Origin of the sequence: Porphyrobacter sp. LM 6 (assembly GCF_001720465.1) — a bacterium.
In the GTDB taxonomy this organism is placed as follows: domain Bacteria; phylum Pseudomonadota; class Alphaproteobacteria; order Sphingomonadales; family Sphingomonadaceae; genus Erythrobacter.
Genome location: NZ_CP017113.1, coordinates 2,500,365 through 2,521,607, shown reverse-complemented (window position 1 = coordinate 2,521,607; position 21,243 = coordinate 2,500,365). Strand labels below are relative to the sequence as shown.

Below are 21,243 nucleotides of genomic sequence, written 5' to 3'. Positions count from 1 at the left end.
GACGCCGGGGTCGCGGGATTGTAGGAGAGGAGCTTCCATGCGTTCGACCATGACCGGCACTGCCGGAACGTACCGATTCACCCTGCTTGCTGGTGCAGCGGCTTTTGCCCTTGCCACGCCGGCCATGGCCCAGGACCAGGAGCCTGAAGCCGGTGCCGAAGAAAGCAGCAACGTCATCATCGTGACCGCTTCGAAGCGCGAACAGACCCTGCAGGAAACCCCGATCTCGGTGTCGGTGACCAGCGGCGAAGTGCTCGAACAGGCGCAGATCCGCGACGTGCTCGATCTCCAGACCGTCACGCCCTCGCTGCGCGTCAGCCAGCTCCAGAGCGCCTCGGCGACCACCTTCATCATCCGCGGCTTCGGCAACGGCGACAACAACTTCGGCATCGAGCCCTCGGTCGGCGTGTTTATCGACGGCGTGTTCCGTTCGCGTTCGGCTGCTGCCCTGTCCGACCTCAACATGGTCAGCCGCATCGAAGTGCTGAACGGGCCGCAATCGACCCTGTTCGGCAAGAACGCCTCGGCCGGTGTGATTTCGGTCGTGACCAAGGAGCCGCAGTACGAGTTCGGCGGCCAGGTCGAAGCGAGCTACGGCAACTACAATGCCTTCGTGCTGCGCGGCGAAGTGACCGGCCCGATCAGCGACAACATCGCCTGGTCGCTCGACGGCAGCTACAACCGTCGTGATGGCTATGCCAACATCGTCAACCTCGGCGAAGACCTGTCGGACCGCAACCGCTGGTCGGCCCGTGGCCAGCTGCTGATCGAGCCGACCCCGGATCTCAAGATCCGCGCCATCGCCGATTACGCTGCGATCGATGAAGTGTGCTGTCAGGTCTCGACCCTCGTGGCCGGCCCGACCGCACCCGCCATCTTTGCGGTGGGCGGCGCGCTCGATACCAACTTCTTCAGCTACAACACCTTCCTCAGCCAGGCGCCGAGCAACACCGTCGACAACTACGGCGGCTCGATCCAGGCCGACTGGAGCACCGGTCCGCTGACCGTCACCTCGATCACCGCCTATCGCGAACTGAAGAACTTCCTTGATCAGGACGTCGACTTCACCAGCGCCGACGTGGTGACCGAAACCCGCGACCAGAAGGTCAACACCTTCACCCAGGAACTGCGTCTGACCTCGGACTTCGATGGCCCGATCAACTTCCTGCTCGGCGGCTTCTACTTCGATGAGTCGATCACGCAGGACAGCACGCTGACCACCGGTGCGGACGCCCGCACCTTCTTCGCGCTGCTCGGCGGAAGCCCGACCCTGTTCAACGGCGTTGAGGCCGCGCTCGGCCTGCCGCAGGGTTCGATCTTCAGCGCCGGTCCGCTGACCGCAGAGCAGTTCGCGATGGATAACACCGCATGGTCGGTGTTCGGTACGGTGGACTTCGAACCGGTTGATGGCCTCGTCCTGACCGGCGGCTTCAACTACACCGACGACAAGAAGGACTTCTCGCTCGCGCAGCAGTCGTTCGACGAACTGGCCAACATCAACCTCGTCGATGCCTTCATCCGTCTGGCAACCGGCGGTGCGGTGACCAACCGGACGCAGTTCCAGGCGCTGCCGACCGCGAACCAGCAAGCGCTGATCGCTGCGGCCACCAACCCGGCGACCAACCCGCTGATCGGGCTCAGCCCGTTCCAGTTCCAGCCGCCGTTCTTGAGCATTCCGAACTCGGTTGAGCCGGGCCGAACTGCCGACGACAAGTTCACCTACCTGCTGCGCGCTGCCTATCAGGTGTCGAACGAAGTCAACATCTACGCCAGCTACGCGACCGGCTTCAAGGCGAGCTCGGTAAACCTGTCGCGTGACAGCCGTCCGGTCTTCGGTGACTACATCCCGGGTCCGGGCCGTTCGTTCTTTGCGGCACCGGCTTCGCCGATCACCAATGCTGGCCTGGCCGTGCCGAACCTCGGCACCGGTTCGCGCTTTGCCGCTCCGGAAAATGCCGAGGTCTACGAACTCGGCATGAAGGCGCAGTGGGACGGCTTCGGCTTCAACCTCGCGCTGTTCGACCAGACCATCAAGGGCTTCCAGAGCTTCCTGTTCACCGGCACGGGCTTCCAGCTCAACAACGCCGGTCAGCAGTCGGTGAAGGGCTTCGAGCTTGATGCGACGATCCGTCCGAGCGACAATCTGGTCTTCACCTTCGCGATGACCCACCTCGATCCGAAGTTCGACAGCTTCACCCAGAGCCCCGTGGGCGATCTGACTGGGCGTCGTCCGGGCGGTATCCCGGGCTGGAGCATCGCGACCTCGGCGACCCACACGCTTGAACTCGGCGACAACAAGCTTGTGACTCGCCTCGACTATGCTCACGAAAGCAACGTCAACATCAACAACGGCCTGCCGACCTTCAACCGTGCGCTGGGCAACACCCGGATCTTCGAACGCGAAGTCAACCTGGTGAACGCCTCGACCATCTTCCAGATGGGCAATGGTCTGGAACTGGGCCTGTGGGCGCGCAACCTGCTCGACGACCAGTACATCATCACGGTGTTCGACGGCGTGGCGCAGGCCGGCACGGTCTCGGGCTACCCGAGCCAGCCGCGCACCTACGGCGGTCTGGTTCGCTTCAAGTTCTGATCTGAAGCGTCACGACAACGAAAAGGGGCCTCGCGCAGAAATGCGCGGGGCCTTTTTCGTTCTGGGAAAGGCCTGCCCAGTGGCTTGTGCGTGCCATATTGATGATGGATGAGGTGGCATGATCGACAGCCTGATCTCGCCCTTTCGCCAGATGTTGGTCTTTCGCGGTCGATCGCGCCGCCGCGATTACTGGCTGTTTGTCGCGTGGCAGTTTCCGTTCCTTTTCGGCTCGCTGGTGATCGCATTTCTCGTGTTTGGCAGTGCTGGCACGCTGATTTTGCTGCCGGAGATCATGATCTGGGGGACGCTCGGCTATACTCTGGTGTGCGGGTTACCGATGCTTGCCCTTCAAGTTCGGCGACTGCATGATCAGGACAAGACGGGTTGGTGGGTGATAGTGAGCCTCATTCCCTATCTTGGGCTGGGCTGGCTGATCTTTCTGATGGTGCAGCCGGGCACCTGGGGACCGAACCGGTTCGGCCCCGATCCGCGTCATGCGGGCTGGCAAGGTGACCTGTTCGAATAGAATCGGGCATGTCTGCCCCGCTCACCGTTTGAATTTTCCGTTTGCATCAGATGCTTGCTCGCTTCATCCTGCCGAGGCGGCAAAGGGATGACCGCAAGGGGGACGACATGATCGATATCGGGCGCGTTTTTTCGACGAGCTGGGACATGCTGCGCCAGCGTTTCTGGCCGCTTGTGGGTATGTGGGCCGTGTTCTTTGCGATCCAACTGGTGGCGATTCTGGTGCTCGGTATGCTGGTGGCGGTCATGGGGATCGCCGGGGCCGGTCTGGGCGCAGGGGTGGATGACCCTGCCGCGCTCGCTGGCATGGGTATCGGCATGATCGTGATGATGGTGCTGCTTTACGGCGCCTATTTTGTACTGGTCTTCGCCCAGCAGGCGGCGATGGTGACGCTCGCCTCGCCGCTGGAGCAAGCGTCCTTCGGCACTGCGATGAGCCGCGGGTTCAAGAGCGCACTACCCTTCTTCGGGATCGCGATCGTGCTGGTTCTTGCCTATTTCGTCATCGGCGGCGGCTTGGTGGCGGTGCTGGCCGCGGCGGGCCTTGGCGGCCCGGATGCGGCTGTGGGACTGGGCGCTGTCGTACTGGTGTTAGCCCTGCCTCTCATGATTTACCTCGGCTGCCGTTTCTCGGTGCTGGTGCCTGTGGTTGCGGTTGACCAGGTCTTCAATCCGATAGCCGCGATCCGTCGCAGCTGGAACGTGACGGGAGGCAAGGTGCTGCGGATATTCCTCGCAACGATTGTATTCTTGCTGATCTCGATGGTTGTTCTCGGCTTGCCGGTTATGCTGATCTTCGGATCGGCCCTCGGGGCGCCGGACGGGAGCGAACCTTCGGCAATGGTCCTGTTCGGGCCGTTGCTGATGCTACCGCTGTTCATCGTCTACACGATCTTCGGGACGACCTATGTTGCCGCGCTTCACAGTGAGGTCACTGGTGGCGGTGCCGAGGCTCTTGAGGAAGTCTTCGCCTAAAGCTCGCGCAGCGCCTGCGCCGGTTTCGCCCGCAGCAGCGGCAGCGAGCCGGCCAGTGCGAAGGCGAGCACCAGCGCCACGCCGAGGCCAAGCACGGTGAGAACCTCCCCCCAATCGGGCAGCCAATCGAATTCGAACAGCTGGGTGATCACCACCCACGCAAGGCTCCCGCCCAGCGCCAGTGCAACCAACGCCAGCACGCCTGCCAGCAGGCCATATTCCGCCAGTTGCAGCAGCAGAATTTGCCGCCGGCTCGCACCCAGCACCCGCAGCATCACTGTGTCATAGGTGCGCGCCGCCCGCGCCGCCGCAATCGCGCCCATCAGCACCGCAAGGCCCGCCAGCACTGTCACAGCTGCCGCGGCCAGCGTCGCAAGACCGACCTGTTCGAGCAGCTTGCGCGCCTCGACCAGAATGCCCCCGACTTCGATCACCGAGCTCGACGGTAGCTCCTTGACCATCGCCCGCAGCAAGCGGCCACGCGCCTCGGTGTCCGCACCGTCGGGCAAGTCGATCGTGCCGGAGAGGTTGTGCGGCGCATCGCTGATCGCATTGCGGGAGAAGACGAGGATGAAGTTGAACCCCATGCTCTCCCAGTCAATCTCGCGCAGATTGGCGATGCGCGCGGTTCGCTCCACCCCGAGGATGCCGACGGTGATGTAATCGCCGACCTTCAGGCCCGCCGCCTCGGCCAGCCTTGCATCGACCGACACCAGCGGCTCGCCCTTGTGGAACGGGCTCCACCATTCGCCCGCGATCAGGCGGTTGCCGGGCGGGATCGTGTCGGCATAGGTGAGGCCGCGTTCGCCGCGCAGGCCCCAGGCGCCCTCGGGCAGCTCCTTGAGATCGGCGACGCGGATCATCGCGTCCTTGGGGCCATAGGCGAGCACCGCGCCGCGCATGGTCGGCACAGTGCGGATCGCCGCCTTGGGGAAATCGGCCTGCACCAGTTCGAAAAAGCGCGGTTCCTTGTCGCGCGGCACATCGAGCACGAAGTAATCGGGCGCCTCGCGCGGGACACGCTGCTGGATGTTGCCGTCAATCGCGGTCTGCACCGCCGCGAGCAGCACAAAGGCCGCGAGTCCGAAGCCGAGCGCGGTGACCAGCGCACCGGTCGGCGCGCCGGGACGGTGGATATTGGCGAGCGCGCTCCGCAACAGCGGATTGGCCGGGCGCGGCAGGCGGCGCGCCAGATGACGGATCGCCCAGCCGAGTCCCGCCAGCAGCAGCAAGGCGCCCCCCGCACCGGCCAGGAACCCGCCCGCGAGCCTAGGCTGCGCGGTGGTGAGCAGGGCGAGGGCGCAGATCGCGGCAAGGCCAAGGCCGGTGGCAACCAGCGCCCGCTTGTCACGCGTCAATGGCACGATCCCTGACCGCATCAGCGCCATCGCCGGGAAGGTGCGCGCGCGCAGCAAGGGCGCGGCGGCAAAGGCGAAGGCGACCAGCAAGCCGTAACTCGCCGCGAGCGCCAGCGCGGCAGGCGCAATGATGAAACCGCTATCGACCGGCAGCAGCCCTTGCAGCGCTGCGGCCAGCAGCGGGGTGACCAGCACGCCCGCGACCAGCCCCGCAAGGCTGCCGACCAGCGCGGCCACGCCGATCTGCATAGCATAGATCCGCACGATATCGCCCGAGGTCGCGCCCAGCACCTTGAGCGTGGCGATGCTCGAACGGCGCTGGTCGAGGTAGGAGGATACGCCGCCGGCAATCCCGATCCCGGCGATCACCAGTGCGGCGAGGCCCACCAGTGTCAGAAAGTCGCTCATCTGCCGCACGAAGCGGTCAGCCCCCGGCGAGGCGCGGTCGCGGGTGCGGATATCGAAGCCTGAATTGGGGAAGGCCTTGGTCAGCGCCTCTTCGGTGGCTTCGGGATCGCGTGCGGCATCGGCAAAGGCGATGCGGTGCTTGCTCTGGTAGAGCGCGCCGGGTTGCAGCAGCCCGGCGGCGGCGGGAACATCCTGCGCGACGATCACCGTCGGGCCGAGCTGGAAGCCTTCGGACAGGCGATCGGGTTCATTGGCGATGATACCGGCGGCGCGCAGGGTGGCGGTGCCGACCGTGAAGCTGTCGCCCAGCTTGATCCCCAGCCGCTCGAGCGCGCTCTGGGCGAGCCACGCATCGCTGCCCGAGGGCGCTGCGACCTTGCGGCCATCTTCGAGCGTCAGGGTGCCGAACATCGGCCACTTCGCGTCCACCGCCTTGAGTTCGATCGGGGCGGCGGCATCGGCTGTGCTCGCCATGGCTTGCAGGCGGTAGCCGCTCGACACGTCGCCATAGGCGGCGAGCGCGCTGCGTTCGTCAGGCCGCAGGTCGCGCTGCCATACCTCGACCTCGAGATCGCCGCCGAGGAGTTCCTGGCCCGAAGAGGCGAGTTCGCGCTCGATTGCCGTCGTAAGCGTGCCGATCGCGGCAAGCGCGGCGGTGCCGAGGAAGATGCACACCAGCAGCAGCCGCAGGCCGCGGAAGCGCGCGTTGAGATCGCGCCGGGCGATCGACCATGCGGTAGCCAGCGGCAGGCTCATGTGGTGCGCGTATCCGAAACGATCACGCCGTCCGCCATCGTCAGCACCCGTTCGCAGCGCGCGGCGAGCGCGGCGTCGTGGGTGATGATCAGCAGCGTCGCTCCGGTTTCGGCGCGGCGGGCGAACAGGAGCTTGATGATCTCCTCGCCGGTCGCGGCATCGAGATTGCCGGTCGGCTCGTCGGCGAAGATCAGATCGGGGCGCGGCGCGGTGGCGCGGGCGATGGCGACGCGTTGCTGCTCGCCGCCCGAAAGCTGGGTGGGGTAGTGCCCGGTCCGGTGGCCGAGGCCGACCGCTTCGAGTTCGGCCAGCGCGCGCGGGCCGGCATCGGCCATGCCAGCAAGCTCCATCGGGGTGGCGACGTTCTCCGCCGCCGTCATGGTCGGCAGCAGGTGGAAGGCCTGGAGCACAATTCCGATCCGCCCCCGGCGCGCAGCGGCAAGGCCGTCTTCATCGAGCGCCGCGAAATCCGCGCCCGCGACATTGAGGCTCCCGCCGCTCGCGCGTTCAAGGCCGGACAGCACCGCCATCAGCGAGCTTTTGCCCGAGCCTGACGGGCCGAGCAGGGCAACGACTTGTCCCTGTTCGATATCCAGATCGATCCCACGAAGGATCGTCACCGGCGCCGACTGGCTGCCGAGGGTGAGGGTAAGATTGCGGGCGCTGATCGCGAGAGAGGGGCTTGTCACACTGGTCCGATGGCATAGGTGGGGGATTGCAACAAGCTACAGGTATGGAAGGCTCGCGGATGCACAAGCGCTCTTGGTCGAATATTGGCGTTATCGGCGCAGCTTTGCTGGCGCTGGCTGCGTGCAGCGGGCCGGAAGAGGCCGCCGCGCCGGGCGAGCAGATAGCCGAGGATGGCAAGCCCACGCTCCCCGCGATCCCGGTGGTCGGGCCGGAGCGGCGCATCCTCGCTTTTGGAGACAGTCTGTTCGCCGGTTACGGGCTCGATCCCGCGCAAAGCTACCCCGCGCGGCTTGAGGCGGCCCTGCGCGTCAAGGGCGTCAATGCGGCGATCACCAATGCCGGGGTTTCAGGCGATACCAGCGCGGCAGGGCTGCAACGGCTCAAGTTCACGCTCGACGCGCAGACAGGAAAGCCCGATCTGTTTATTCTCGAGCTCGGCGGCAATGATCTGCTGCGCGGTTTGTCGCCCGAGGAGACCAGCGCCAATCTCGGCAAGATGCTGGCGATGCTCAAGGAGCGGGGCATTCCGGTGCTGCTGATGGGGATGCGCGCGCCGCCGAATTACGGGCCGGAATATCAGGCGCAGTTCGATGCGATGTACCGCGATCTCGCCAAGCAGCATGGCGCGGCGCTGATCCCGTTCTGGCTGGAGGATATCTACCGCCAGCCCGAACTGTTCCAGTCCGACCGGATCCATCCCACTGCTGACGGGATCGAAGCGCTGGTTGCCTCGACCTTGCCCGAGGTAGAGGCCGCCTTGCCGCCTCCCAAGGCCAGCTAGACCCCCGCTAGACCCGCTCTGCCTGCCCGCCGCTGACCCGCCAGATGGCGGCTTCGTCGCGGATCGCCTCGAACGGGGCGAGTTCGGTGCCGGTCATCCACACTTGCGCCTTGCCCTGCCGCAGCCGCCGGAACAGCTCGGTGCGGCGCACCGGGTCAAGATGCGCGGCCACCTCGTCGAGCAGCAGAACGCTCGGTCGGCCCGCGGCGGCAAGAATGCCATGCGCGAGGGTGATCGCGATCAGCATCGCCTTCTGCTCGCCGGTCGAGCACGAGGACGCGGGCAGGCGGGTCGAGGCCATGACGACTTCCAGTTCGTCGCGCTGTGGCCCGCTCAACGCGCGCCCGGCGGCGCGGTCGCGAGGGCGCTGGCGGGCAAGTTCGGCACGTAAAGCGGTCTCGTCGGTCGGGCCGCCGGGGCGATAGGTGAGGGCAGGGCGTGCGAAGGGTTCCGAGGGCAGCGCGGAGAGCTCGTCCGCCAGCCTCGCGACGAGTTCGGCTCGCACCATCGCGACCGCTGCGCTATGCCCCGCCACCTGTGCCTCGACCGCATCGAGCCAGCGCGCCTCGGCACGCGTTTCCAGCAGCCGCCCGCGTTCGCGCAGCGCGGTCTCGAGCGCACTCACGCGCCGCGCATGATCCGGCGCGATCGCCAGCGCCATCCGGTCAACGAAGCGCCGCCGCGCGCCTGCGCTGTCGGTGAACAGTCCGTCCATCGCCGGGGTGAGCCAAGACAAGGCGAGCCATTCGGCCAGGCTGGTCGCCGTGGCAGGCGCGCCGTTGACCCGCACCAGACGCCGTCCGGGCTGGTGCGCCTCGCTATAGGTGCCGATCCGCGCCGAGACCGTGCCGGCCTCGCTCAGGCTTGCGCCGATGGCGAAGGATTGCGGGGGATCGCCCGGCGCGGCCTTTTTTGCCAGATCGCCAAGGTTCGCACGCCTCAGCCCCCGGCCGGGACCGAGCAGCGACAGCGCTTCGAGCAGGTTGGTCTTGCCCGCGCCGTTCTCGCCCACCAGCAGGTTGAAATGCGCCGTCTCGCCGAGCGTCGTTGCCGCATGGTTGCGGAAGTTTTCGAGGCTGATCCGGGTGAGCGCCATGGCCCTTGCGCGGGTAGCGGGAGGGGGGAGATTTGGCCAGAGGAAGGGGGCCGAAAAGTGCAATCCCAACCCTTGGTAAATTTTACCAAGCTTTCGGATAGGTGAACGGGGCGTTTGCTGCGTGAAAGCAAAGAAATGGCGGAATTCTGCCGTTTTTCGAGTTTGGCACGGCTCCTGCAAAGTATTCTGCGTCCCCGGGATGGTCCCGCCGGACAGCAAGAAACACCAAGGAGACCTTACCATGTATGCCCAAGAAGCTTCGAACCGCCTTTTCGCCGCCGCTTTCTCGGTCGTGATTTCCGCCGCGTTCTTCGCCTACGCGATCATCCCCGCCAGCCCGAGCCTGATGGCCTGATCGCAACTCCAGACCCCTCTCTCAAAGGACCAATTCGCATGTTTACCTCTGATGCCACGGCCCGGTTCGCTTCGGCTACCTTTGCTGTCGTGCTGACCCTTGCCAGCTTCGCTTACGCCATTGTTCCTGCTAGCCCCGGCATGATCGCTTGATCCTCGGCCGCCAATCTGGAGTATGATTGAAATGAACGACGTTACCCGCAATTCCGGTGGCAAGCCGCCCCGCGCTGGCTTCCGCCTCGACAAGACCAACAGCAAGGTCTTTGGCGTGTGTGCCGGGATTGCCGACTATTTCGGGATTGACCCGATGCTGGTGCGGATCGGCTTTGTTGCCGGCACGCTGTTCGGCTTCGGCAGCTTCATCCTGATCTACCTCGCGATCGCATTGGTCGCGGATTGAGTGCAGCGTCGAAAAAGCGGTTTCCCGGTTTTTCGGGCCGCTGCACACCGATCTGAACAAACCGGGAGGGGCCCATTGTGGCCCCTCTCTCTTTTTTACATCGCGGAAATACCGCCATCGAGCTTCAGCTCGGCGCCGGTCATGAACCGGCTTTCGTCGCTCGCCAGATAGAGCACCGCATTGGCGATATCGTTGGGCTCACCCACGAACTTGAGCGGGATCTGCCGCGCGAGCTTTTCCATCAGCACATCCTTGTCGAGCGCGTGCGCCTTGGCGGTCCCGTCGAGGATCGGCGTATCGACAAAGGTCGGGTGCACCGAGTTGCAGCGAATGTTCATGCCCTTCTTGGCGCAGTGTAGCGCGATCGACTTCGACAGCATCCACACCGCGGCCTTCGAGGAATTGTAGGCCGGCATGGTGTCGCTGGCGATCAGGCCTGCGATGCTCGAGATGTTGATGATCGATCCGGGCGCGTGTTCGCGCATCAGCGGGAGGGCCTTCTGGCAGCCGTGGAAGATCGAATTGACGTTGATGTCGAAGCACCGCTGCCAATCGGCAAAGGTGCAGGCCTCGATATTGCCCGGCACCCCGATCCCGGCGTTGTTCACCAGCACGTTCAGCCCGCCCAGATGCTCACGCGCGGCATCGACCGCGATTTCCCACTGCGCCGGGTCGGTCACGTCGTGCGCGATGCCGAAAGCGGTTCCGGCCCCGAGCTTTGCGTTGATGATTGCGGCAGTCTCTTGCGCGCCCGCACCGTTGATGTCGGTCGCCAGCACCCGCGCGCCTTCTTCGGCCAGGCGGATGCAATGCGCGCGGCCAAGCCCCTGCGCGCCGCCCGTTACCAGGGCCATCTTGCCCGCTACACGTCCTGCCATATCTCAATCCTCTCCCAGAAATCCCGGCGTCAGCAGCATCGCTATCCGCACATCGACCGCATGGCCAGCCCTGCGCCATTCGGCCACGAAGCGCGCCAGATCGCGCAGCGCGACCCGGTGCACAGTGATATTCTCGCCCTCGGTCCCGCCGCCTTCGCCCACGCGCTCGAGGCCGGTCGCCTTCAAGAGGGTGAAGCTTTCCGAGACCATGCCGGGCGAGGAATAGAACTCGCCCAGCGAGGTCATCTGCGCGGCGCGGTAGCCGGTTTCCTCCTCCAGCTCGCGCGCTGCGGCATCGACCGCGTCCTCGCCCTCGGCTCCGGCATCATCGCCGATGAGGCCCGCCGGAATTTCGAGGCTGAAGCGCGACAACGGCACGCGGTACTGGCTGACGAGGATCACGTGGCGGGTGCCGTCGGGATCATCGTCAAGCGCGATGATCGCCGCCGCCTTGATGCCGCGCGCACGCCCGACATATTCCCAGCGCCCCCGCGTCTTGGTGGTGATGAAGCGGCCTTCCCACATCACCTGTTCGGGCAGGTCGGCATCGCGGTCTTTGATCAAGGGAAGGCTCCGTGGCGAAAGCAGGGAGCGCCCTTCCACAGGTTCAGCGCGGGCGGGTCAAGGCCTAAACCTCGATCAGGCGGTCCGGCAGCTCGTTCTCGTCATCGGCGCCGCGCGGGAAGTGCTCGGCGAGCACGAAGCCGACATCGCGGATGCCCGCCGCCAGCCCCTCGGCGATGCGTCCCTTGCGGATATGGCTGAGCATATCGGCCATCGCCTCGCCCCAGACTTCGGCGGGGACCTTGGCGGCGATGCTTTCGTCGGCGACGATCTCGGCGCGGTGTTCGCGCATGGAGAGGTAGATCAGCACGCCCGTGCGCCCGGTGGTGCGCCGTTCCGCACCGACCTTAAACTGGCGCACGGCCTGATTGTGGACGCGGATGGTCTTGGTCGGGCCGGGGATCAGCGCAAAGCGCAGCGGCTGCCACTGCTGGACGAGCATCACGGCGAGGAACTTGATGAGCCCGAGCGCGATCACCATGCTGGCGAGCTCGCCGGTGGTCCACTGGTGCCCCCAGCCGCCGAACAGCCGGTCCCACAGATCGAGGAACGGGCGCGGGATTGCGGCGAACACGCTCATCGCGGTGAAGGCCGCGCCCGCCGCCCACAGCAGGGCGACATCCGTGTAACCGTCCGATGCGTCGGCGAGCACGGTGACGATCTCGCCCGAGGTCGCGCTTTCGGCCTGGGTGACCGCTTCGCTCACGAGCTTGCGTCCTGCATCATCGAGATAGGCCATTGCTACCACCCCCCCGAGGCGCCGCCGCCACCGGAACTGCCGCCGCCAAAGCCGCCGAACCCGCCGCCACCGCCAAATCCGCCGCCGCCACCGCCGCCCCAGCCATCACTGTCGCCATCTGACAGCGCGCTGCGCAGGATCGCGCTGCCGACCTCCCAGAGGATGATGTCGCGCGCGGTATCGCCGAATTCGCGGCCCGCATCGCCCCACGGGCCGGAACCCTTGGCGCGATACTTCCGACGCCGCCTACGGCCGCTCATCAGCGGCAGGATGAAGAAGAAGAACATGAATGCAAGCCAGATCAGGATGCCGAACGGGAAGCCTCCGTCGCTGCGGCTTTCCTGCGCCTGTGCGGCCTTTGCGGCTTCCTCGATGGCGATTGCGTCTTCCGGGCTCTTGGCGAGGTGAGCGAGGATTGCGGCGACGCCGTCTGTCACACCCGCATCGAAATTGCCTTCCTTGAAGCGCGGCGCGATCACATCGTTGATGACGCGCCCCGCCATGATCCCGCCGAAATAGCCGTGGAGGCCATAGCCGACCTCGATCCACATCCGCCGCTCATTGGGAGCGATCAGCAGCAGCAGCCCGGTATCGCGCTGGGCGCCGCCGATCCCCCAGGTGCTGAACAGGCCCGTGGCATAGGTCTCGATCGTCGCGCCATCGAGGCTCGGCACGGTGGCGACGATAATCGCGCGGCCGGTCTGCGCGTTATAGGCGCGCAGTTCGGCATCGAGCTGCGCCTCGGTCTCTGCCGAGAGGATGCTCGCCCCGTCGTAGACCGGCCCGGCGGGGCGGGCAGGGTAGGTTTGTGCGCTCGCGGTTGCGGCGCTGGCAAGCCACACAAGGCCCGCCAGCGCCAGCAGCGCATGGCGCAACGGAGCAAACGCCTTGGTCACCTCAGTTTGCGGCCGCCGCCGGTGCCTGCTCTGCGGTGTTGTCGTTGCTGGCCGGTGCGGCGGCGGGGGCCGCCTTGTCGCCGGTGATGCCGCTCATGTCGACCGTGGGGTTGGCCTTGGCCGCTTCGGCTGCTTCGAAGTATTCGAGCGGCTTGGCGCCGTGGATCACGTTCGCCCCGATGCTTGAGGGGAAGGTGCGGATCTCGGTGTTGTAGTCGCGCGCGAGGTCGTTGTAGCGCACCCGCTCGGTGTTGATCTGGTTGTTGGCCTCATCGATCGCCACCATCAGATCGGCAAAGCGCGGCTGGCTGGCGAGCTGGGGGTAGTTCTCGACCACCGTGCGCAGCTGGCCGAGCGCCTGGGTGAGCTGGTTCTGCGCGTCGCTGAATTTCTTGAACTCTTCCGGGTTCGACAGGTCATCGGTGGTGATGTTGATCGCGGTCGCGCGGGCGCGGGCGTCGATCACGCCTTGCAGAATGTCCTTCTCCGAAATCGCGGCGGCCTCGACCACGGCGACGAGATTGGGGATCTTGTCCGAACGGTTCTGGAGCGCGCTTTCGACGTTGCCCCACTGCGCCTTGGCGGCTTCTTCCTTGGTCGGCACCGAGTTGATCCCGCAAGCGGCAAGGCTGAGCGCGGCCATGGCGGCAAAGGCGCCGCGCAGCATGGTGGTGAGAGTCATGTGGTAATCCCTCCTGGTGGCACGGGCCAACTCGGCCCGGCAGCAAACTCCTGTATTGCGGATATAGCACACCTCAATCCGCTTTCAAGCGGTGGAGGACAGGCGGCCTCCCGCTTGGCAGGTGCAATCGCGCATGGCAGAAGCCGACGAGCAGTCATCAGGAGGGATCGCCATGCTGTCGGAATTCAAGGCTTTCATCGCCAAGGGCAACGTCATCGACTTGGCCGTGGGTGTCATCATCGGGGCCGCATTCGGCGCCATCGTCAAGTCGCTGACTGACGAGATCATCATGCCGATCGTGGGGGCGATCTTCGGCAATATCGACTTCTCGAACCACTACATCGTGCTCTCGGGCGCGGTTGAGCCGGGCACTTCGCTGGCGGCTGCGCGCGAGGCGGGGGCGAATGTGATCGGGCTGGGGGCGTTTGCCTCGGTGGTGATCAACTTCCTGATCCTTGCGTTCATCATCTTCCTGATGGTGCGCTATGTCGGCAAGGTGACCGCCAAGCTGGCCAAGCCCGAAGAAGCAGCAGCGCCTGCCGGGCCGACCGAGGTCGAACTGCTGACCGAAATCCGCGACGCGCTGAAGAAGTAAGTCATGGCCCCATTGTTCCACGTGGAACAGTGGGGCTAGACGGGCCTAGAGGGGGTCTAAGGGGGGTCTAGAGGGGGTCTAAACCCCGCCCTGGACCTGCATGCGCTTGCGCTGCGAGGCTGTCCGTCCACTTCACATTCACAATTGCCGCGCTATATCAGCTCTCGCCGGTTTCGGCCGGCTATGGCGATAAATTGCTGCGTGCAATAGATGCAACGGACCCGGGGGCAGTACCCGGCGGCTCCACCAGAAGCGGCGGCCTGCGCTAAGGCCGGTCGCAACTCCTGATGGGGCCGAACCAGGATCGACGTGTGTTGAAAAGCGTAGTTTTTGCCCGGGCTGAGTAACCCGCATAAGGCTCAAAAACCATAAGTGCCAACGACAACGAAGCACTTGCTCTCGCTGCGTAATGCGACGGCCTAACGGCCTGAATTTACAAAGCTTAGAGCACGGTTCGGACCGAACCGGGTAACAGAATCGGAAACCGGGCGTCCGGGGGTACGTAGCAACAGAAACCCCCACCTTCCTCGCACCCTGACAATGACGCGAAGATCGAGGCTAGTGGTTCACGCGAAATAGGCGTTGGCGAGCATCAGCGCCACGGCTGCAACAAGACCGGAAGTTGCGGCGCATAGCGAAGCCAGGCTCACCCCGCGCCAATGCATGGCGATGCTACCTCCCGCGGTCGCTGCAAACAGTAACGGATAAAGCCAGAAATCACGGCGCTTGATTGCATCGCAGGCGTGCATCTGTGCACTGCCATCGCGCGGGATACATTCCCCGATCGCCAGTATCAGATAAATGGAAGCCGCAACGAGGAACCCGGCCAGAAACGCGAGTCCGAAGACGATGTGCCGTTTCCAGCGGCTCTGACGATGTCCTTCGTCCGAAACTTGCCGCGTCATCACTCAGCGCGGGCGGTCGCCGCCTCGCGCATTTCGGCCAGTTCCTTTTCCAGCCGGATGCAATCGAGGATCTTCGCACCGCCGAGGAACACTGCGCCGGTGGTGGCGAGGAACAGCAGTTTGCCGCCGAAGCCGGGATATTGGTGGAGATATATGATGCCGCGCGCATTCGCGCCGAGCGCGAGGGCGTAGATGATCGCATAGGCCTCGAACCGCGTCTTGATGACGAACAGCCGGCTGATCTTGCGAAGCATGGCGTCTCCCGATCAATTGGCGACTCGGCTGAGGCAGAATCGCTTAATCTTCCGGTAACTCTACGTCCCCGCGAGCGAGACGCCAAACGCGTTAACCAAGCTGTGTCAAATCGAGCGCGTCCAACAGGGCAAGGCGCGCCGCAATCACGGCTGTAGCGAGCGCAGGTGTCCCGAGATCGGACGGATCGATCTGTTCGGGCCAGTGCGCCGCGATCACCTTTTCCAGCAGATCGGCTTTCGCTTCGTCGAGCAGGAAGCGCGGGTCCACGGTGGCCGGATCGCACACCACGCGCAGGCGCAGACAAGCGGGGCCGCCGCCGTTCGCCATCGATTGGCGCACATCGACCGGGATGACCTGCCGGATCGGGCCGTTGCCGGCGAGCATGCTTTCCACCCACGCCCAAACGGCTGCGCTCTCGCGGCATTCATCCGGCACGATCAGCGCCATCTCGCCCGAGGGCAGGGTGAGCAGCTGCGCGTTGAACAGATAGGTGCGGATCGCTTCTTCGAGCGTCACGGCAGAGGACGGCACCTCGACCACTTCGAGCGCCGGGAAGGCGCGCCGAAGCGCGTCATAGGCACCCCGCTGGTCGGCAAAGGCCTTGTCGTGGGTGAACAACACGCGGCCATTGGCGACCGAGACCACATCATTGTGGAACGCGCCCGCCGCAATCGCATCGGGGTTCTGCTCGATGAACACGGTGCGCTCCGGCGCGAGCCCGTGGGCGCGGGCGACGAGGCGGCTGGCCTGTTCGTGCTGGCGCGCAGGGAAGCGTCCGCCGGGCTTGCCGTAGACGAACACCTCGACACCGGGGGCATCGTGGCTTTCACACAGGCGCATGTGGTTCGCCGCGCCTTCATCGCCGAAGGTGGGCGGGACGGCATCGTGAATGGCGAAATGCCGCGTGTCGCCGAAAGCGATGCGGAGCTGGGCCTGCGTATCGGGCCATTCCTGCGCGCGGTGGAGCATGGTGACGAGGTTCGCGGGCGTCAGGTGGCAGCGCCCGTCGGCAGTGTCGGGTGCGGGGCTGACCGTTGCGGCGTTCGCCGTCCACATCGACGAGGCCGACCACGGCGCGGCGCGCAGCTGCGGCGGCTCGCTGCCATCCAGCGCCAGCGCCTGCATCAGCGCATTGTTGGGGCGGGGCAGGGGCAGCAGGAAGCCCTGCACGCCCAGCCGTGCGAGATTGCCGCGCATCTTGGCGATGCCCTGAAGCGCCGCCGCGCGCGGAAAAGACGGATCGCCCGCATGGCTTGCGCTGGCGATATTGCCGAGGCTGAGGCCTGCATAGTTGTGCGAGGGGCCGACGATCCCGTCGAAATTGATTTCCGTCAGGCTCATCGCGCCACGCTCCACACGGTATCACCTTCGGACACATCGAGCAGATCGGCGCTGGCGCTGTCGATCGCGATGCCGCCTTCGCCGTCGAACACCCGCGCGCCGAAACACGCGCGGAAGGTGCCGAGCCGGCCGGTCGCAAGGATAGCCTTCTCGCCCTCGTTCACCGAAAGGTGCGTGATCTTGGCCTGCGTGCTGCCCTTGACGCTGGTGACGAGATCGGTGCGCGCAGTCATCGTCGGCCCGCCATCGAAGATATCGACATAGCCTTCGGCGCGGAAACCTTCTTCCTCCAGCATCCGCATAGCCGCGCGGCCTGTGGGGTGGGGGACGCCGATGACCGAGCGCGCGTCCTCGCTCAGCATGGCGATGTAGACGGGGTGCTTGGGCATCAGATCGGCGATGAACTGGTTGCCGTTGATCGCGTTGAAATAGTCCGCGTCCTGGAAGCTCATCCCGAAGAAGCGGCCTGCGACCCCGTCCCAGAAGGGCGATCCGCCGCGCTCGTCGATGATGCCGCGCAGCTCGGCCAGAATGCGGTCGGCAAAGCGTTCGCGGTGCATCGCCACGAACATGTAGCGCGAGCGGGCGAGCAGCAGGCCGAGGCCTCCGGCGCGTTCATTGGGGTGGAGGAACAATCCGCCGACTTCGCTCGATCCTTCCAGATCGGTGACGAGGCTGAGCAGCTCGGCGCGCACGGTGCGGTCGAGTTCCTGCGAATACTGGGTCAGCGTGTTGAGGCGATAGGAATAGAACGGCCAGCGCTGACCCACCTGTGTCATCAGCTGGCAGGTGCCGCGCACAGCGCCGGTGCGGGCGTTTTCGAGCACCAGCACGAACTGTTCGTCGACGAGGCTGTCCTCTTCACGCACAAAGGCGGCCTCGGCGCGTTCGAGCTTGGCCTTCAGCGCCGCACGGTCAGGCGGCAGGTTGGTGAAGCCCCCGCCGGTCAGCTTGGCCATCTCGTACAGCGCCTCGAGATCGGCGGGGCGCGCAGCGCGCAGGCGGAAGGTCACGATAGGGCTCCTTGAGCAAGACGTTCGATCACGCGGGCAGACAGGGCCGCGCGTTCGGCAAGACTGGGGACGATCAGGTATTCGTCCGGCGAATGGATCGCGCCGCCGCGCACGCCCATGGTATCGACCACGGGCACGCCGCAGGCGGCGATGTTGTTGCCGTCGCACACGCCGCCGGATCGCTGCCAGCGGATGTCCTGACCAAGTTCCGCGCCGCAAGCGCGCACCAGATCGAACAGCTTCTGGGCGGCGGCATCGACCGGCTTGGGCGGGCGGGTGACCCCGCCGTGGCGGTGGGTGGCGACGCCGTGGGCGGCTTCGATTGCGGTCAGCAGGTGGCCGAGCGCATGGTCGAACGCCGCGCCGGCCTCGACGGTCTTGGGCCGGATGTTGAAGCGCAGCACGGCCGTGTCGGGCACCACATTGTTCGCCGCCCCGCCTTCAAGCTTGGCGGGGTTGATGGTGATGTCCTCGCTCTCGAGCGCTTTCAGCCGCAGGATAAGATCGGCGGCGGCGACGATGGCGTTGCGCCCCTCGTGCGGGTTGCGCCCCGCGTGGGCGGACTTGCCGGTGACGACGACCGAGTAATTTCCCGTCCCCCCGCGCTCGTGCGCCAGCGTGCCATCGGGCAGGGCAGCGGGTTCATAGGTAAGCGCGGCCAGCTTGCCCGCCGCCAGCTCGGCAATCAGAGCGCGGCTGGCGAGCGATCCGGTTTCCTCGTCCGAATTGATCAGCACGTCGTAGCCCAAGCCGGAGGCGCTGGCGGTTGCCTCGAACGCCATCAGCGCGTGGAGCATCACCGCGATCCCGCCCTTCATGTCGGCAACGCCGGGGCCGTTGATCGTTGCATTGTCGAGCCAGGTGAGGCGCTGGAAGGCGTGATCGGCGGGGAACACGGTGTCCATGTGGCCGGTCAGCAGGATGCGGCGATTGGCCTGCGGGCGCACCCGGACGACCAGATGCCGGCCGTGGGGCTTGTCAATCGCGCTGCCATCGGCGGCGATTGCAGTGACGGGGGCGGGATCGACCAGCTCGACTGTGCCCGGCAACACGCCGAATGCGTCCGCCAGCAAATCCGCCTGTTCGGCCAGCCCGGCGAGATTCGCGGTGCCGGTATTGACCGCGCTCCACGCCTGCACCTGCGCCAGCATCGCGCCTGCGTCGATTGTTCCCGATGTCCCGTCCATCCACCCCCTCTAGCCGTGGACGCGCGCCAGTCCAACCCGTTGCAATCACGCTTGCCCTGCGCCATAGCCCGCCGCGTCCTCTCCTCCCCAGGATGTTTACCATGGTAATGCCCAGAGGACCTTGCATGACTGACATGATCGCCCGCGCCGGATTGAGCGTCGATTCGCGGTTGGCCCACTTTATCGAGACCGATGTGCTGGGGCCGCTCGGGCGCCATGTGGGTGCCTTCTGGGATGGCTTCGCCGCGCTGCTCGCCGCCTTTGCCCCGAGGAACCGCGCGCTGCTGGAAAAGCGCGAGAGCCTTCAGGCGCAGATCGACGCATGGCACATGGAGCGCGCAGGAAAGCCTCATGATGCAGCGGCCTACAAGGCGTTTCTGACCGACATCGGCTACCTCGTCCCCGAACCGGGCGACTTCCGGATCGGCACGCAGAACGTCGATCCCGAGATCGCGACGATGGCCGGGCCGCAGTTGGTGGTGCCGATCCTCAACGCGCGCTTCCTGCTCAATGCCGCGAACGCGCGGTGGGGGAGCCTTTACGATGCCTTCTACGGCACCGACGCGCTGGATGCCCCTCCGGCTCGCCCCGGCGGCTATGACGAGGCGCGCGGCGCGGCGGTGATCGCGCGCGGGCGGCAGTTCCTGGATGAGACTTTCCCTCTGGCGAGCGGGAGCTGGGCCGACCTTGCGGGGCGTGACGACATCACGCTGGCCGATCCCGCGCAGCACGTCGGCACCACCGACAAGGGCCTGCTCCTCAAGAACAACGGTCTCCACGTCGAAGTGGTGTTCGATCCCACCACTCCCGTCGGTGCCACCGACAAGGCCGGGATTGCCGATATCATCGTCGAAGCCGCGCTCACGACCATCGCCGATTGCGAGGATTCGGTCGCGGCGGTCGATGCCGAGGACAAGCTGCTGGCCTACACCAACTGGCTCGGCATCATTCGCGGGGATCTGTCGGAGAGCTTCGAGAAGGGCGGCAAAACCCTCACTCGCAAGCTCAACCCGGACAAACCCTTCACCGACAAGAATGGCAATGCGGACTGGCTCCCGGGCCGCAGTCTGATGTTCGTCCGCAATGTCGGTCACCTGATGACTAACCCGGCGATCCGCCTGCCCGATGGCAGCGAGATTCCCGAAGGCATCATGGACGCGGTGTTCACCTCGGCGATCAGCGCGCTCGACGTGGAGGGCCACAGCACGCTCGGCAACTCGCGCACTGGCTCGATCTACATCGTGAAGCCCAAGATGCACGGGCCGGAAGAATGCGCCTTCACCAACGACCTGTTTGACGCGGTGGAAGACCTGCTCGGCCTGCCGCGCCATACGATCAAGGTCGGCGTGATGGACGAGGAGCGCCGCACCAGCGCCAACCTTGCCGCCTGCATCCATGCGGTGAAGGACCGGATCGTCTTCATCAACACCGGCTTCCTCGACCGGACGGGGGACGAAATCCACACCTCGATGCGTGCCGGGCCGATGCTGCGTAAGGGCGCGATGAAGGGCTCCGACTGGCTCAAGGCCTACGAGGCGCGCAATGTCGCTATCGGCCTTGCCCACGGCCTGTCGGGCAAGGCGCAGATCGGTAAGGGCATGTGGGCCGCGCCCGATCTGATGGGGCAGATGATGGTCGAGAAGGTCGGCCACCTCAAGGCGGGCGCGAACACCGCGTGGGTGCCGTCGCCCACCGCCGCGACGCTCCACGCGCTGCATTATCACCAGATCGACGTGTTCGATGTGCAGAAGCACCTGCCCGAGCCGATGGGGCTCGACGCGCTGCTGGCGATCCCGCTCGCGGACGGCGTGAACTGGTCGGAAGCGGAAATCCGCGAGGAGCTCGACAACAATTGCCAGGGCCTGCTCGGTTATGTGGTGCGCTGGATCGACGCGGGCGTAGGCTGTTCCAAGGTGCCCGACATCAATGATGTGGGCCTGATGGAAGACCGCGCGACGCTGCGCATCTCCTCGCAGCACATCGCCAACTGGCTGCTGCACGGGGTGATTACCGAGCGCCAAGTGATGGACTCGCTCACCCGTATGGCCGCCAAGGTCGACGCGCAGAACGCAGGCGACCCTCTCTATGTGCCGCTCACAGGCAACGAGGACGGCGCAGCCTTCAGCGCGGCGAGGGACCTGATCTTCAAGGGCGTGGAGCAACCCAGCGGCTACACCGAACCGCTGCTGCACGAATGGCGGTTGCGGAAGAAGGCGGAGTAAGACACGATTTTAACGTGTAACACGTTGGCG

The 21,243-nt window shown here is 65.5% G+C and carries 21 protein-coding genes and 1 other RNA gene; 9 read left to right on the top strand and 13 right to left on the bottom strand.

Annotated elements, in window-relative coordinates; all coding sequences use genetic code 11:
• Window positions 1–37: 37 nt before the first annotated feature.
• The 3 genes from BG023_RS12160 to BG023_RS12150 all read left to right on the top strand — a co-directional run bounded on the left by BG023_RS12160 (window position 38) and on the right by BG023_RS12150 (window position 4,093).
• Window positions 38–2,593: a TonB-dependent receptor gene (locus tag BG023_RS12160; RefSeq protein ID WP_069310689.1), complete on the top strand. Its 2,556-nt coding sequence runs from the start codon at window positions 38–40 to the stop codon at window positions 2,591–2,593.
• Between the two features lie 118 nt (window positions 2,594–2,711).
• Window positions 2,712–3,119 (top strand): DUF805 domain-containing protein, encoded by a 408-nt coding sequence (locus BG023_RS12155; RefSeq protein ID WP_083234682.1) that lies wholly within the window; start codon window positions 2,712–2,714, stop codon window positions 3,117–3,119.
• 107 nt (window positions 3,120–3,226) lie between these two features.
• Window positions 3,227–4,093 carry a glycerophosphoryl diester phosphodiesterase membrane domain-containing protein gene (locus BG023_RS12150; RefSeq protein ID WP_150122876.1) on the top strand — a complete coding sequence of 289 codons (867 nt, stop codon included), beginning with the start codon at window positions 3,227–3,229 and terminating at the stop codon, window positions 4,091–4,093.
• Here the strand turns inward: BG023_RS12150 and BG023_RS12145 are convergent.
• Window positions 4,090–6,615 carry an ABC transporter permease gene (locus BG023_RS12145; protein ID WP_069310687.1) on the bottom strand — a complete coding sequence of 842 codons (2,526 nt, stop codon included), beginning with the start codon at window positions 6,613–6,615 and terminating at the stop codon, window positions 4,090–4,092. The two genes, BG023_RS12150 and BG023_RS12145, sit on opposite strands and share 4 nt — an antisense overlap.
• A complete protein-coding gene (locus tag BG023_RS12140; RefSeq protein ID WP_083234681.1) occupies window positions 6,612–7,304 on the bottom strand; it encodes an ABC transporter ATP-binding protein in 693 nt (230 codons plus the stop codon). Before BG023_RS12140 ends, BG023_RS12145 begins: the two co-directional genes overlap by 4 nt.
• 59 nt (window positions 7,305–7,363) lie before the next feature.
• Between BG023_RS12140 and BG023_RS12135 the strand changes: the two genes are divergently transcribed.
• Window positions 7,364–8,086 carry an arylesterase gene (locus BG023_RS12135; RefSeq protein WP_233993000.1) on the top strand — a complete coding sequence of 241 codons (723 nt, stop codon included), beginning with the start codon at window positions 7,364–7,366 and terminating at the stop codon, window positions 8,084–8,086.
• 7 nt (window positions 8,087–8,093) lie between these two features.
• Here BG023_RS12135 and recF read toward each other — a convergent pair whose 3' ends face one another.
• Complete coding sequence (gene recF / locus BG023_RS12130) at window positions 8,094–9,182, bottom strand: DNA replication/repair protein RecF (protein ID WP_069310684.1); 1,089 nt, start codon at window positions 9,180–9,182, stop codon at window positions 8,094–8,096.
• 241 nt (window positions 9,183–9,423) lie between these two features.
• On the opposite strand from recF, the gene BG023_RS14910 reads away from it, so the two are divergent.
• A complete protein-coding gene (locus BG023_RS14910; protein ID WP_190315766.1) occupies window positions 9,424–9,537 on the top strand; it encodes an enoyl-CoA hydratase in 114 nt (37 codons plus the stop codon).
• 183 nt (window positions 9,538–9,720) lie between these two features.
• Window positions 9,721–9,936 (top strand): PspC domain-containing protein, encoded by a 216-nt coding sequence (locus BG023_RS12125; RefSeq protein ID WP_069311304.1) that lies wholly within the window; start codon window positions 9,721–9,723, stop codon window positions 9,934–9,936.
• Between the two features lie 95 nt (window positions 9,937–10,031).
• On the opposite strand, the gene BG023_RS12120 is transcribed toward BG023_RS12125, so the two are convergent.
• The 5 genes from BG023_RS12120 to BG023_RS12100 all read right to left on the bottom strand — a co-directional run bounded on the left by BG023_RS12120 (window position 10,032) and on the right by BG023_RS12100 (window position 13,695).
• The gene (locus BG023_RS12120; RefSeq protein WP_069310683.1) at window positions 10,032–10,814 is read right to left on the bottom strand and encodes an SDR family oxidoreductase; all 783 of its coding nucleotides are present in this window, start codon (window positions 10,812–10,814) and stop codon (window positions 10,032–10,034) included.
• 3 nt (window positions 10,815–10,817) lie between these two features.
• Complete coding sequence (locus tag BG023_RS12115; RefSeq protein WP_442956768.1) at window positions 10,818–11,378, bottom strand: NUDIX hydrolase; 561 nt, start codon at window positions 11,376–11,378, stop codon at window positions 10,818–10,820.
• 64 nt (window positions 11,379–11,442) lie between these two features.
• A complete protein-coding gene (locus BG023_RS12110; protein ID WP_069310682.1) occupies window positions 11,443–12,117 on the bottom strand; it encodes a TPM domain-containing protein in 675 nt (224 codons plus the stop codon).
• 2 nt (window positions 12,118–12,119) lie between these two features.
• Entirely contained in the window at window positions 12,120–13,013 is an 894-nt protein-coding gene (locus BG023_RS12105) for a TPM domain-containing protein (protein WP_069310681.1), read from the bottom strand.
• Between the two features lies 1 nt (window position 13,014).
• Window positions 13,015–13,695: a LemA family protein gene (locus tag BG023_RS12100; protein ID WP_069310680.1), complete on the bottom strand. Its 681-nt coding sequence runs from the start codon at window positions 13,693–13,695 to the stop codon at window positions 13,015–13,017.
• Between the two features lie 172 nt (window positions 13,696–13,867).
• On the opposite strand from BG023_RS12100, the gene mscL reads away from it, so the two are divergent.
• Both mscL and ssrA read left to right on the top strand, forming a co-directional pair.
• Window positions 13,868–14,290, top strand: coding sequence for a large conductance mechanosensitive channel protein MscL (gene mscL, locus BG023_RS12095; protein WP_069311302.1), 423 nt, complete (start codon window positions 13,868–13,870; stop codon window positions 14,288–14,290).
• Between the two features lie 127 nt (window positions 14,291–14,417).
• Window positions 14,418–14,776: a transfer-messenger RNA gene (ssrA, locus tag BG023_RS12090) on the top strand.
• 80 nt (window positions 14,777–14,856) lie between these two features.
• On the opposite strand, the gene BG023_RS12085 is transcribed toward ssrA, so the two are convergent.
• The 5 genes from BG023_RS12085 to BG023_RS12065 form a co-directional block, all read right to left on the bottom strand.
• The gene (locus BG023_RS12085) at window positions 14,857–15,198 is read right to left on the bottom strand and encodes a hypothetical protein (protein ID WP_150122875.1); all 342 of its coding nucleotides are present in this window, start codon (window positions 15,196–15,198) and stop codon (window positions 14,857–14,859) included.
• The gene (locus tag BG023_RS12080; protein WP_069310678.1) at window positions 15,195–15,449 is read right to left on the bottom strand and encodes a hypothetical protein; all 255 of its coding nucleotides are present in this window, start codon (window positions 15,447–15,449) and stop codon (window positions 15,195–15,197) included. Before BG023_RS12080 ends, BG023_RS12085 begins: the two co-directional genes overlap by 4 nt.
• A 91-nt stretch (window positions 15,450–15,540) precedes the next feature.
• Entirely contained in the window at window positions 15,541–16,791 is a 1,251-nt protein-coding gene (locus BG023_RS12075) for an N-succinylarginine dihydrolase (protein ID WP_069311301.1), read from the bottom strand.
• A complete protein-coding gene (locus tag BG023_RS12070; RefSeq protein ID WP_069310677.1) occupies window positions 16,788–17,804 on the bottom strand; it encodes an arginine N-succinyltransferase in 1,017 nt (338 codons plus the stop codon). The genes BG023_RS12075 and BG023_RS12070 overlap by 4 nt, the downstream gene beginning before the upstream one ends.
• Window positions 17,801–18,991 carry a hydrolase gene (locus tag BG023_RS12065; RefSeq protein ID WP_069310676.1) on the bottom strand — a complete coding sequence of 397 codons (1,191 nt, stop codon included), beginning with the start codon at window positions 18,989–18,991 and terminating at the stop codon, window positions 17,801–17,803. Before BG023_RS12065 ends, BG023_RS12070 begins: the two co-directional genes overlap by 4 nt.
• A gap of 125 nt (window positions 18,992–19,116) precedes the next feature.
• Between BG023_RS12065 and BG023_RS12060 the strand changes: the two genes are divergently transcribed.
• Window positions 19,117–21,213, top strand: a complete 2,097-nt coding sequence (locus BG023_RS12060) for a malate synthase G (protein ID WP_069310675.1) — start codon at window positions 19,117–19,119, stop codon at window positions 21,211–21,213.
• Window positions 21,214–21,243: the final 30 nt, after the last annotated feature.

What these genes read in the sequence shown, in the direction of transcription:
- BG023_RS12160 (WP_069310689.1), top strand. Translation starts at nt 38, where the DNA reads ATGCGTTCGACCATGACCGGCACTGCCGGAACGTACCGATTCACCCTG.
- BG023_RS12155 (WP_083234682.1), top strand. Translation starts at nt 2,712, where the DNA reads ATGATCGACAGCCTGATCTCGCCCTTTCGCCAGATGTTGGTCTTTCGC.
- BG023_RS12150 (WP_150122876.1), top strand. Translation starts at nt 3,227, where the DNA reads ATGATCGATATCGGGCGCGTTTTTTCGACGAGCTGGGACATGCTGCGC.
- BG023_RS12145 (WP_069310687.1), bottom strand. Translation starts at nt 6,615, where the DNA reads ATGAGCCTGCCGCTGGCTACCGCATGGTCGATCGCCCGGCGCGATCTC.
- BG023_RS12135 (WP_233993000.1), top strand. Translation starts at nt 7,364, where the DNA reads ATGCACAAGCGCTCTTGGTCGAATATTGGCGTTATCGGCGCAGCTTTG.
- recF (WP_069310684.1), bottom strand. Translation starts at nt 9,182, where the DNA reads ATGGCGCTCACCCGGATCAGCCTCGAAAACTTCCGCAACCATGCGGCA.
- BG023_RS14910 (WP_190315766.1), top strand. Translation starts at nt 9,424, where the DNA reads ATGTATGCCCAAGAAGCTTCGAACCGCCTTTTCGCCGCCGCTTTCTCG.
- BG023_RS12125 (WP_069311304.1), top strand. Translation starts at nt 9,721, where the DNA reads ATGAACGACGTTACCCGCAATTCCGGTGGCAAGCCGCCCCGCGCTGGC.
- BG023_RS12120 (WP_069310683.1), bottom strand. Translation starts at nt 10,814, where the DNA reads ATGGCAGGACGTGTAGCGGGCAAGATGGCCCTGGTAACGGGCGGCGCG.
- BG023_RS12110 (WP_069310682.1), bottom strand. Translation starts at nt 12,117, where the DNA reads ATGGCCTATCTCGATGATGCAGGACGCAAGCTCGTGAGCGAAGCGGTC.
- BG023_RS12100 (WP_069310680.1), bottom strand. Translation starts at nt 13,695, where the DNA reads ATGACTCTCACCACCATGCTGCGCGGCGCCTTTGCCGCCATGGCCGCG.
- mscL (WP_069311302.1), top strand. Translation starts at nt 13,868, where the DNA reads ATGCTGTCGGAATTCAAGGCTTTCATCGCCAAGGGCAACGTCATCGAC.
- BG023_RS12080 (WP_069310678.1), bottom strand. Translation starts at nt 15,449, where the DNA reads ATGCTTCGCAAGATCAGCCGGCTGTTCGTCATCAAGACGCGGTTCGAG.
- BG023_RS12075 (WP_069311301.1), bottom strand. Translation starts at nt 16,791, where the DNA reads ATGAGCCTGACGGAAATCAATTTCGACGGGATCGTCGGCCCCTCGCAC.
- BG023_RS12065 (WP_069310676.1), bottom strand. Translation starts at nt 18,991, where the DNA reads ATGGACGGGACATCGGGAACAATCGACGCAGGCGCGATGCTGGCGCAG.
- BG023_RS12060 (WP_069310675.1), top strand. Translation starts at nt 19,117, where the DNA reads ATGACTGACATGATCGCCCGCGCCGGATTGAGCGTCGATTCGCGGTTG.